Here is a 12,148-nt window from a genome sequence, read left to right on the forward strand (position 1 = left end):
CACTTGGTACATGGTGTACCACATCATATGCCCCAATTCCATGGAAAGCCCAAGAATCAAAGCAAAATCACCAATGCTCACCAGTCCCTTGCCATATAAGTGAATTAAGGTGATCGAGGCCAAACCCATCATCACTGCAATCATGCCGCCTTGCGCACAGCATAACAAAACAATAAACAGCTCTTTTCTTTGAAAAGCCCGTTGTACCATGCTAAAAAACGTGCTCATACGTTCCACTTCATATATTTTTCGCGAAAAGATACGAATATTGGATTGATTCGCCAGGCTATCTACTAATTGCCCAGAAAGCTGCGATTCAGAACTTGCATGGTCATCCGATAACTGAACCAATCGCGCCGACATCCAAATACTAAATGACGCAAAGGCAATGAACCATAAGAATAAAATATAAAAGAACAGGACATTAACAAAATAGGCTGTAATAAAGGAAACCACTAACAATGAAGCACCACGAAGAAAATCGACAGACACGCGATGCAAAATAATCTCAAGATTATCAGCAAGAGTCGTAATTTGTGTGGCAATTCGCCCAGATAAATTATCCTGAAAAAATTGCGTACTACTTCCCAGCACATACTCAAACAGTTGGCTAATAATTTGGTTTTTAATCACCGCCTCATATTTATAGTTCAAGTACCCGATTGTTCGCCAAGTGATATTGTCAAAAACAATAAAGTTCGCTACTAATAATCCAGCGATCCAATACAAAGAGGGAAAATCAGTATTTGTCTTTGCCGCCAAGGTATTAATGAAAGACTTAATCAATAAACTATTAAAGGGTCCCCAAAATCCAGCCATTAAAGCAAGCAGGATAAATAAAAAAACCATGCGGCGATACGGTTTTAAAAAATGCCACATAAAAGAACCTATGTGATTAGGTAAACGATTAGTCATGATGAGCACCCTCTAATTGTTCCCCATTGAAATGATGTATCTTCCCTTGATAAACCTGATACCTGGTTTCAATGTGAATGGATTCTAAAAAGTCATGGTCGTGAGAAATAACTAACATTGCTCCTGGAAATTCACGTAATACTTCGATGATATGAGTGCGTGTTTCCAAATCTACATTGTTGGTTACCTCATCTAAAATAAGTAGCTTAGGCGGTTTGGCAGCAATTAAGGCTAAAGAAAGCCTTGCCTTTTCACCACCAGAAAGATATTTGACCTTTATTTCTACCTCTTCATTTTTGCGAAATAAAAAGTCATTTAAATGGACACGAAGTTCAGCATGAGAAGCATGGGGCATCTGACTTTTCATCAAATTCAGAACTGTTTCGTCACAATCCAGATGTTGATAATGCTGATCGAGATACCCAATTGTATTGCGCTCTGGAAGAGTCCACTCACCTGTTTTCTTAATGTGACTATCCTCCAAGATCGCTTTGACAAAGGTGGACTTCCCTGACGCGTTGTCCCCATACAATGCTACCCGTTCGCAGCCATTTAAGTGAAAATGAATCCCTTCAAGAATCACATCGAAAGCCTCGTAGGCAATAGAAGCGTCTTGAATCCTGATTAAGGGCTTTTGGTGATCAAGACCGTTTAATTTAAATTTGGGCTTAATCGTTTGAGGAAGGGTTAGAGAAGAAAGCTCTTCAAGCAAGTGTTGTTTTTTATGATTAATTTGACTTAATCGTTTATCTCCTGTTGTCATTGCATTGGCGAGCTTTGTATGAGATCGAATCGTTGGCCATTTGCGTTGGGCTATCTTTTTTTCACCTGAAACACGAGAATGCTTATTCCGTTCTTGTGTCTTCATTAAAGCAAGATGTGATTCTTTCTTCTCTCGTGAAATCCGTGATAATTCCTGCTCAATCGATGCTTTCTTGTCTTCAAGCATTTGCTGATAATCAAAATAAGCCCCTCTAAATACAGTGATCTTACCTAAATCAATATGCCATAGAGTATCTGTGACGGTATTGATAAGCTCCGTATCATGAGAAGCAATGACCAACGTCCCCGGGTAATGCAGGAGCTTGCGCATTAAAGAACGACGATTGCGTCTGTCCAGATGATTTGTGGGTTCATCTAATAACAAAACATTCGGATCTACAGACAATATTTTGGTTAACGCCTGGTTTAATCGTTGACCACCACTTAACTCAGGACATTCTTCAATCACTTGGGGTAAATAACCAAAACGAACATCCTGAGGCATTTGAATTTCGCCAGCAGAGGCTGAACAAAAACCAGCAAGCATCTTAAGTAAGGTGGATTTTCCCGATCCATTTCGGCCAATCAATGCAATACGCTCACCAAAATGGATTTCACCACTGAAGTCTTGAAAACAGATTTTATGCGGATAGGTAAGACCTAGGTCTTTAAGTTGGATCGGTTTATGGTGCATGATTTACTCTTAAGCATGTCTTTTAGGACAATAAAAATAGAAAATCAACAATGATTTCCTCTATTCGCCCTATTAGATGGGCGTACTTAAGATGTAATTTTCATGGCGTTACAAACCTAATTTAAATGGACTTTTATATCATCTCAAATTTTAATGCAAAATAGTTGCTCATGTCAATACATTTTTTGACTCTTTGTCGCGGATTAATAAATTGTCCGCAACATACATTTTTTGACTCTTTTTTGACTCTTTTTTGACTCTCGGACATAACTGCATGCCGAGTGGCTGCTAATTTAGATATCCTGTTAAATTTAAATTTCTGGCTGTAGGAAAAAGGTTACACGCTATACTGTTGAACGGTACAGGGGAATACTTACCTATTCCAATTAGATTAAAGAGCTAAAATAATTTTACTGCAACAATATCTTAATGTTTTTGTATCTCTTTAAGCTGTTCCAGTGATAATCCAGTTACATTATGGTCCCTTTTACTGATGTTTAGGTGGTCCCATTAACTGCTAATGGGATGGTCCCTTTATGTGATGACCAAGTGGTCCCTTTAGAGTGCTGAATGACAGCTTTACTATTTATCAGGAAAATGAAGAGATCGAACATTCATTTTTAGGATAATACCTTACCTGACACAAGTGCGACTGCTTCTAAAGGTATGATTTTCGACTCATCATCAGCACACTTTATCTCGCTAATTTTTGCGACTATTTTCCCTGATTTATAATCAGTTTTTAAAATGGAATCAGCGATTGCGGTGCACGAAATGGAGTTGATATTTATTTTAAACTGTAATTGATTAGGATTATTGGAATCATGAAAGGGAGCGATGACAAATGCACTAAAAATTTTGCCCATAGGTATGGATTTTGATTCCTTAATCTTCGGTGTTGTAAAATTAAAATTTTTTGTGACTATAACTTCCCCCATCTTGCTTGCTGGCACATAAATTTTTTTTGATTCTGAGGTAATTTCTTTTTTATGTTCAGACAGTAATTTGAGAGACTCATTCTTATTAATAAAAGCGACAGGGATAAGCCAATCCATAATAGCAATTACCGCCTTATCCAAAAAAGTTGGCTCAACACCTCGATTTTTCGCAGCAAGTTCGGATAACTCTTTTATAGTAATATAAGTTTGTTTTTCTTTCTGATCTAGTTTTGATTGCACTGAATAAGAGTGAGAAATAAATATGCTAATAATAGCTATGGGTACTATGTATTTATACATATTTTTAATACTCTTTTTCACTCGAATATCCTTTTTTAAATTGATTATGCTAAAGTTAATTTTTTCTCTTTTCTGTGTTGCTTCCACTCTTTGTCTTTAGAGAAAATCATCATAGATGATTCTTCAAAAAAATGGCTAATGTCATCAATGCCAGCCCATAAGCAGTATTCTTTTATTTCTGAGTAAATATCTTTACTGATTTCGATCTTAATTTTTTCAGTTTCAGGTGCTTTTCTTGCACTGATTAAAGCCATAATAAATCCTCAATTTAATATCAAAATTAGTGTTGTTAATAGCGATTGTTAAATGGATCATAACTGCTGCTATTGTACGTTGAATAATGATGATAATCATTATTCCAATAATTGTCTCTATCGGATGCACTTGAACCAAAAGAATTTCCCATGCTGTCTAAAGCGCCAATCATTGGTAATCCTGTAGCAGGATTAATTTCTGTATTATTTGATTTTGAATAAGAACAAAAAGAATGCTGTTTAGCATACTTTGCTTTTTCATTTTCAGTCCATTCGCTATATGGTCGAAAATGAATGATTTTAGCAATTTTTTTCAGAATTGTTTTTAATATGCCCATGATATAAATATCCCTGTTCAGTGACACGATTATAGATAAGAGAATCCAATGAATCACAAGTACGCAATTATTATGCGCTTTCCAATATATTAATTTAAATAAACTATACTAAAATGGCCAGTAAAACACACACAAAAAAAGCAAAACTAAATAAAAAAGAACACACCCCTCGCAATGTACATTGCCTAAAACATTTGTTTATTATTCAATAACATACGTGAAGATTGGCATTTTTAATTCTGGCCGCGCCTTTTTTCACATAGGTGTTTATCCACTCTTTAATAATAATCAATAAGTTATAAAATATCAACACCTAATCCACACCTATTTAATGAATAAAAAACGTTGACATTAAACCAAAGCACACCTATTCAACACCCATTGTTAAATGATACAATTATTCTAAACCAGGTAAATACAATGCACAGAACCTGCATTATAAATTTAAAAGAGGATTTTATGCCTAAGGCTTATTGTTATCTAAATCAAAGAATCATTGATCAACTCGAAACAATTAAAAAAGATGAGGGACACGATTCATCATCCCAAACCATGAAAGAAATGATCGAATTAGGAATTAAGGTATACCTACACAATAAAGATAATCCAGTAATCAGCGAAGACGAAAAAAGACGCTTAGAAAAAGAGGAGGAATTGAATCGTCAACACACAACTCATCTTTTAAGATTACTGGGAATAAGTGCTGATATTTTTCGCTGTGTTTATGATAAAAATAAACTTTCAGGTGAATCAAATAATGCCGAAGAACATATCGCAGAACTTAAGAAGAAAGTAGATAATTTCATTGAAGGATATATCAATAATTAAGTTAGTATTAATGGCATTTACCAATTCAATTTAAAAGTAATATGGCTTATTTTAAGCTTCAAATTTTACTCTGAATAAGACATTAATTGTTTCATCTGGAAATATGTTGTCAATCCAATTAAAGCAAATGCTACTAATGAAATAGCCAAACTACCATAATAAAATAGTTCATTCCCTTTAGGAAAATGAACTATTCGATCAATGTATATGATAAATATAAAATACAATAACCAGATTAAAAATAAACCTAAAGTCAATCCAATTTTTACATTAAAATAATAGCAATGAATACGACTTAATATTGCTAAAACCATAAAAATTGGGAACGATATAAAGTAAAAAATCATTTGCATTCCAGATGGCTCATAAGCAACCTGAAGCAGGTTATTAACTTTGGTTGAGCACGCTATTAAAACATAGAGATAAATGAGGTAGACCGATGATCCATTTATCAATAAAAGAGAAATTACTCCAAACATTTTTTTCATATAAAATTCCTAGATGCACTGCGCGTTTCAAGCAATTAATATATTTCCATTTCTTCTCGCTGCAGGGTTTTCAATTTCTCAATTGGATTATTTTTATTTTCAGGAATTTCGAGATTCATTTGTCGAGAAATGCTCTCAAGACACTTCTTAATTTGATCTTGATTCATATCTATTTTATTAGGGCAGCCAATAAATTTATCGACATTCGTTGCTTTATTTAATATATCTACCACTCCTTGAACCCCATTGCTTTTATTCACATCATTAAAGTCTTTTTGATGTAACGGAATGGCGATTTCTACAGTTTTTCCATGCTGTTTTAATCGTTCAATGGTTTGAATGATTACCTTATCTTCTTTAATTGGTTTGCCATCATTATCCATACAAATGACTATTTTATCTGTAAGTAATGCCATATCGATATTTACAAAATTTTCTTTCCCAAGAGTAGCTATAACCCGTTCATTTTGAACTGCATCTCTAACGCTTAATCCGGTTTCTACGCCTTCTGTAATATAGGTGACACTTTCATGTCCTTTACCCTCGCTTAATACAACGCCAACGCCTGCTTTTGAGCCATAAGATTTTTTGGGGTTTATCTTCATTATTGCTTTATTTGCTGTTTCATTATCCAGGTATACCACTTCAACGCAGGCCACCTTATTGTCTTTGTCTCGTGCAATATTTAACAGTGCTGGCCTGTAGCGTACTTCCTCAGTATCTTTGGTATAGACATTAGGATGAAAGCGAATATTTTCCCCAGATACATTATGTATCTTTCTAATTTCTTTTAAATACCTTTCTGCTATAGTACCCGCTATAGGTTTGGATTCTCGCACCAATTGCAAACCATAATCTGATGTTTTTCTTTTCTTATCAGTGTCTTTCTCTTGAAAATTATTGGGTTTTTTGCTTGCTATTTTAATACGTTCCTTTAAATCATCACCTGTTAATTTGGCAGCATATTCAAGGCTTTCTTTAAAATTTAGGTTCAATGTTTTTTGGATCAAATGAAGCATGTTTCCTTTTTCTTTTGTTTCAAAGTTATGCCAAACACCTCTTTTTTCTCCGCTTAAACAGAGGCTTAAGCTGCCGTGAGTACCATATCGATATTCTGTTTTGGAAGAAAGCGCTTGATTAGGCTGCCCTAGCAATGATTCTATTACCAGCTCTGCCTGCTCGGATAAGTGTTGTGACAGCATATTCGCATCATAACGAGGCTCCTGGTTCTTCATTATGGACATGCTTTGCGCTGCTTTGAGTGATGTTGATGGTGCATTGGGTATTGGGGGCTTTGTTTGGGCATTCAGATGGTTAAGTGATTCCAGTGCAGAAGTTTTCTCAGGAGTAACACGAAGTTGTTTTTGCAGCTTTTTATGATCGTCTGTATAAATCATTGCATGCAAGGAGCCTCGCGTTACCATAATATAAAACGACCGCAGGTGATTTACTTGCGCATTTTTAGTCTCAGCAACCCCAATAACAAATGGGGATGAAGCCCCTTGAATTGAATAGCTGGTAGCCGTATAACTATAATCCCAATGGGAGTCGCTCATCAATTTTCTTTGCAGCACGTGTTCCACACCACTACTGTCTTTTACGGTAAATGACTCATTATTTACCTCCGTCACCTGTACCCTTTCATTAGCGAATCGGCCTAAAGTCTTATCGGATTTTTTAAAATGAATTTTTTCACCAACTGAAACCCGTCCTGGTATCGATTGAAACAATTCAATTTTCCAGTCTTTATTTTCTTTTTCAGGGACAAAGAGGCATTTATTTCCTTTCACATCGTTTAATACTACCACTTTCGCTGATTCATCTACCGAAACCACTTTGAAATAGTTCTCCCCTTTCTTTAAAAAATACTCCTCTTGCTTTTTTAAGCAATCCCGATAGGTTTCACAATAATAAAGCTCTGCAGTAGTGTAATTCGTGCTTAACAGCCTTGGAAATTCTTTGTTTTCGGAGCCTAAAGTAGATTCGTTCATAAGGGCATCTCTAATCAAACCATTTGCAACTTCCCGTTTTTTATTTTCATGAATGATAACAATCGTGTTATCACGGCATGATGGTGTACGAGATAAATAATCTCCTACTGCCATTTCGATGGGGGTTTTTTGCTTTAATTCTTCCTGGAATGGATCTATTGATTGCTGTTGCGTGCTTTCCAGTTGCAGGTAGTCTTTGGTCGAATCGCCTGTTTCAATAATTGAAGAGGTAATGTCATGGTAAGGACTATCCTCTTTAGTACGGGTGATTGAGTCTAAGGGTTGATTGGCTAACTGAGCTAAGGCCTGGTCAATATCACCAGCGATTAATGTTTCGATTGCCTTTTTGTATTCGATAACTTGTTGTCTTACCAAATCATCCATACAGGCCACCCTGATGCTTCCCTCCTGAATTAATATCTTACTTGGCTTGCCGCTTTCAATACTTTGATGCTGGCTAATATCGCCAAGCATGGCACAACGAGCGCCAGAATGATGAATTTTTTGCATGAGGTTTGCGCAATCTCGATTAGAGACCATGGATGATTCATCGAGAAGAACAAGTTTTTTTTTGCTTAATGTTGGTTCCTGTTCTTGTTCAATAAGGAAACTCTTTAATGTTTGGGCTTCAATTCCCAGAGCCCTCATTTCTTTTACAGCCTGGTGAGTGGGTGCAACCGCAATCAGTTCAACCTCTTCATGAGTCATAGATTGAGCATGCTTGATGGTATCAATTGCACTCCGAGTCATGGTTGTTTTTCCAGTTCCTGCATACCCCTGAATCATAATAAACTGATCGGATGTAGTCGTGATTAACTCACAGGCTTCTTTTTGGCCTTTAGTAAGGTTTGTCAGTTCTAATTGTTTTCGGGCTTCATCACTGCTCATCAATGGTTTAAGAATATTAATACCCGCTTTAACATTCTTTATAATCGATTCTTCAAATGCCACCGCTTCTTTGGTGGTCAAAAACTCGTTCCCTCCAGATATTAAGTCGCCACTGTTTATGGCATTACCCAGGACGTTATCTATTTCATTAAAACCTGCCTTTCCTATAGCCTGATGAACAGCCACTTCAAGTAAATCTGATCGAGTAAAGGCTGCCTCTCGTTCTGAAAGGTGAGCAATTGCAAAGTGCAGCGCTTTTTCCGCATCACTTTTTTGGGGTTTTTTAGCGGTTAAAAGGGTTAAGGCCTGCTCCAGTGAACTGAGTAGATCACTCGTTGTTCTATGGTCAATAATCTGTGCACCATGATTTGTTTTGGCGGCATCCAAAGTCAGCGATATCGCGGAGGATTTTGTCGCAGTTTTCATTGCAAATCGATTTGCTTTGTCCACATTATCCGTAATAATCATTAGTTTTTCTTTACTGGATTCGCATAAAAGCGACATGGTATTTTGTTTGAGCGCATAGGCTGGCAGTGTCATGATGGTTTGTTTCACGGGTTTAAGATCATCGGAATACATGGTTTTGGCATAGGCATGGCTCAATGGGAAATGTTTTTCGTTACTCGTGATAAGATGAATACTTCTTTTCTCATCTCTTATTTTTATTCCATGGCGGGTAAATGCAGTAACCTCATATTGGTTTCCTATTTTTAATCCTTCAAAGGATAAACTGGCAGTAGCCACTAATTGATCCCCGATTCCTACCGATAAAGGTGTTTGTTCATAAATCTGCATGGAATCTGTAATATTTTTAGCAGCAAGTAGTGATCTTGCCCCATTGGAATTACGAACAATCAATTGATTGTCTTTTTCATTAATACCGAGTACCTTGAATTTTTTTGATTCAGTACGGGTGTTATGGATTAATATCCAATTGGACTGATAACTTTTAGCCAGTTTTTTTTCACTAAGGGTCAAGGGAATACGGGTTAATGTATTTATAGTCTTTTCATCTGATGAAATCTCCCCATGCTCTTTTAACTGAGTACGGATTGCTTCATTGACTTCTTTCGCTTCGAGCTTTGAGACAGTAAATACTTTTGTATTTTGCCTCTGGTTTACTGGCAAGTTACAGTACATTTGCGCTGTTTTTAGAATACGTCCCTCAATGGTTTGTTCTTCTATAAGATTGATGCTGGTGGCAGGCGCTTTCCTGTCATCAACCTCAAATGATTTTATACAGGCTTTATTCAGCAAGTCGGGAATATCGGATTTAAAGCCAGACAGAGATTGTGATTTTTCCAGAAAAATAACCTTGGCACATCGCTTATCGGCAATAGATAATAAAGTATTCATCTCGTCAGGAGCCAGACGCTGTGCTTCATCCACAATCAGTACTTCGCGATCTTTTTTACTATGAAAAAAGGGTAATTTATGTTCTGAACCATGACGATAATTAAAGCCTGCTACTGTTTCACACAAATCCTGTTTCCCAATAGATAAAATCCATTGCCACAGTGTAGGCGCTGATTTGGCCATATCCTTATTGATTGTATTTGCAGAAAAAGCCGAGGGACTAAGGATACGAATTTTTTTGGAATCCTGTGAATAATCAATTAAAGTACTTAAAAGCTCACGCGAGGTAGCACTTTGCTGTTTGATGCGTACAACTCCATCTTTACTAAATAAGGCTTGAGTTACTGCCTTTTGAATGGACTCATTATCAGTGAGTTTGCATACTTTATCCGTATTTTGTTCGATGCCTTTTTTTTGGGGCGTAAAGTTCACGATTTTGTTAATGAGCTCTTGTTCTTTGTTAATGAGTTTCCTCGTTGTAAAACAGGAGTTTTCAGTATTAAGAGCAATCAGGTTTTGTGCATCAATTTCTTGATCAATTCGTGACATCAGTGCTTCAAAACCCTGTTCTCCTAAGGAAAAATAAAGGCTTGTCTGTAACACTTCCTGATAGGTAAATGAAAGTTTTTTCTCTTCTAAATGCGCAATTGCATCAAGAACACTTTTGTCGAGCTCTTTATTCGACATGACTGCTTGAAGTTCATGAGATTCTTTGGTTTTATCCTTTAAAGTGGCCAGATAGGTGGCAGGATTCACTCCCAGCGCTTCACTTTCTGCTTTCCATCGTATGCGTAATTCTTCTGGGGAAACCACTTCCTTTGACTTTCTTGAATCCAGAGTTGCTCTGTCATATGCTTTTAACGAATTAGAGTGCATCCCCTTAATGTGTTCTTCAACCTGGGTACGGCGTTTAGACATTCGTTCCAGCAATGTCTTATCAAAATGTTTGATTTCAAATAAACCATGGGCATCGCCTGTATGTTCTATTTCGAGCCCCATTTCTTTTAAACCAAGAGCAATTTCAGACCGGTACACAAGCCCTAAAAAGATTTGGTTGTCCATAATCCATTCCATAGTGCCGTGATTACGACTGATATCAGAGGCTAAAGCACGCCACTTGCCATCAAGACGTTCAGTAAAATTCATCAAAAGTGCATGCACATGGAGCTGAGGATCTTGCTCGCGGGAGGTATCATGGAGGATGGTCGCAAAACACAGATTGCCAGTCTTTTCATACTCCATACCCTCTTTTCCTGATTTGCGTGCTTCGGCAGCTTCCTTCTCAATTAGTTTTAATACCGTTTTTACGGCATTTAAATGCAAATCAATAAACTCTTTATGGCCACAAACCAAACCAAGATAGGACACCGATTTAGGCGCGGAGAAGGTCAGATCATATCCGCCACGATGCTTGATTTCGCCGGATTGGGTTTTCAGGCCAATGACATCGCCGCTCGGTAATGCACCACGAACAACGGCCTCAAGGGATAGTACGTTAACCTCTCCAGAAAGGTTTTGTCGCTCAGCACTTAACCCCACCCATTCAGTGGTCAATTGATTTGAAAAGTAATAATTTTCCTTATCAAAATAATAACCTGGCATTTTAATCGGTTTAACTCGCAGACTTAACATAATTTATCCCTCTATCAAAAAATAGATTCAATCTCGTATTCACCTTGGAAACGCTTGGAATTAGTTGACTCTTGCACATTAAACCGACTGTCCGAGGACTCATTAACAACAGGCACATGTTTAATGCTGGTATTAGAAACAGGAAGAGACGGTATGGCACGAGGTAGAAAACCTGAAGCCTTCGCGCTTCTTTTTTGATAATGAAGCTCCAATTTTGTTATAGGATATTGACCTGGCAATCGCAGATAACAAGTAAGCGGATCAAGCCCCATAATTTCAGGATAAGTCACCAAGGGTCGTGTAATACGGTTTTTTCCTAAGGAAATCCCATCACGAATGGAGTTAGCTCCATAAGAATAATTTTCTCGGGTATCATCAATTTCCTCATCCCCAAGCTCCTTACTGACAAGTTGCGCCATTTCATGGCTTGGACTTGCAAAAAAGGCTCGGGTATTAAGCAAGTCAAAAATTTCAGCCGCCCCACTACGCCCATATACCTTCTCCAATTGACTAAAGCTCTGCATTCCCAGCAGAAAACAGCCACCAAATTTCCTGACTTCGGCAATGGTTTCACCCAATAGGGGTAATTTGTGCAGGCTTGGTAATTCATCACAAATAAACCAAATCCGCCTGTTCGCATCTTCTGGCAAGCTCAAAAGTGTCAGGGATGCCATGGCAATCCACATCGAAATCAACGGTTTTAAAGATTTATGTTGTTCCCCATTGCTTGATATAAAAAGCCAGCCCTCCAAATCTTTATTTAA

Annotated in this window: 9 protein-coding genes; 1 reads left to right on the forward strand and 8 read right to left on the reverse strand. The window is 37.2% G+C overall.

Annotated features, from left to right (window positions below):
* The 5 genes from BGO44_RS09260 to traS all read right to left on the reverse strand — a co-directional run.
* Positions 1–915: ABC transporter transmembrane domain-containing protein (locus BGO44_RS09260; protein ID WP_286823081.1), on the reverse strand; the 915-nt coding region annotated here is incomplete at its 3' end.
* The gene (locus tag BGO44_RS09265) at positions 908–2,371 is read right to left on the reverse strand and encodes an ABC-F family ATP-binding cassette domain-containing protein (protein WP_273199794.1); all 1,464 of its coding nucleotides are present in this window, start codon (positions 2,369–2,371) and stop codon (positions 908–910) included. The genes BGO44_RS09260 and BGO44_RS09265, both read right to left, overlap by 8 nt.
* 620 nt (positions 2,372–2,991) lie before the next feature.
* A complete protein-coding gene (locus BGO44_RS09270; protein ID WP_286823082.1) occupies positions 2,992–3,696 on the reverse strand; it encodes a hypothetical protein in 705 nt (234 codons plus the stop codon).
* A complete protein-coding gene (locus BGO44_RS09275; protein WP_273199797.1) occupies positions 3,654–3,863 on the reverse strand; it encodes a hypothetical protein in 210 nt (69 codons plus the stop codon). Before BGO44_RS09275 ends, BGO44_RS09270 begins: the two co-directional genes overlap by 43 nt.
* A 35-nt stretch (positions 3,864–3,898) precedes the next feature.
* Positions 3,899–4,258 (reverse strand): conjugative transfer entry exclusion protein TraS, encoded by a 360-nt coding sequence (gene traS, locus BGO44_RS09280; protein ID WP_273199799.1) that lies wholly within the window; start codon positions 4,256–4,258, stop codon positions 3,899–3,901.
* 402 nt (positions 4,259–4,660) lie between these two features.
* Here traS and BGO44_RS09285 point away from each other — a divergent pair, with 402 nt between their 5' ends.
* A complete protein-coding gene (locus BGO44_RS09285) occupies positions 4,661–5,029 on the forward strand; it encodes a relaxosome protein TraM (protein WP_014845133.1) in 369 nt (122 codons plus the stop codon).
* A 65-nt stretch (positions 5,030–5,094) separates the two neighbouring features.
* On the opposite strand, the gene BGO44_RS09290 is transcribed toward BGO44_RS09285, so the two are convergent.
* The 3 genes from BGO44_RS09290 to BGO44_RS09300 all read right to left on the reverse strand — a co-directional run.
* The gene (locus BGO44_RS09290; protein WP_273199815.1) at positions 5,095–5,517 is read right to left on the reverse strand and encodes a hypothetical protein; all 423 of its coding nucleotides are present in this window, start codon (positions 5,515–5,517) and stop codon (positions 5,095–5,097) included.
* A gap of 35 nt (positions 5,518–5,552) precedes the next feature.
* Complete coding sequence (traI, locus tag BGO44_RS09295) at positions 5,553–11,384, reverse strand: conjugative transfer relaxase/helicase TraI (RefSeq protein ID WP_273199817.1); 5,832 nt, start codon at positions 11,382–11,384, stop codon at positions 5,553–5,555.
* A 14-nt stretch (positions 11,385–11,398) separates the two neighbouring features.
* Positions 11,399–12,148: type IV secretion system DNA-binding domain-containing protein (locus tag BGO44_RS09300; RefSeq protein WP_286823090.1), on the reverse strand; the 750-nt coding region annotated here is incomplete at its 5' end.

This window comes from Legionella sp. 39-23 (assembly GCF_001897665.1).
GTDB classification, from domain to species: Bacteria; Pseudomonadota; Gammaproteobacteria; order Legionellales; family Legionellaceae; genus Legionella; species Legionella steelei.

What these genes read in the sequence shown, in the direction of transcription:
- BGO44_RS09265 (WP_273199794.1), bottom strand. Translation starts at nt 2,371, where the DNA reads ATGCACCATAAACCGATCCAACTTAAAGACCTAGGTCTTACCTATCCG.
- BGO44_RS09275 (WP_273199797.1), bottom strand. Translation starts at nt 3,863, where the DNA reads ATGGCTTTAATCAGTGCAAGAAAAGCACCTGAAACTGAAAAAATTAAG.
- BGO44_RS09285 (WP_014845133.1), top strand. Translation starts at nt 4,661, where the DNA reads ATGCCTAAGGCTTATTGTTATCTAAATCAAAGAATCATTGATCAACTC.
- BGO44_RS09290 (WP_273199815.1), bottom strand. Translation starts at nt 5,517, where the DNA reads ATGAAAAAAATGTTTGGAGTAATTTCTCTTTTATTGATAAATGGATCA.
- traI (WP_273199817.1), bottom strand. Translation starts at nt 11,384, where the DNA reads ATGTTAAGTCTGCGAGTTAAACCGATTAAAATGCCAGGTTATTATTTT.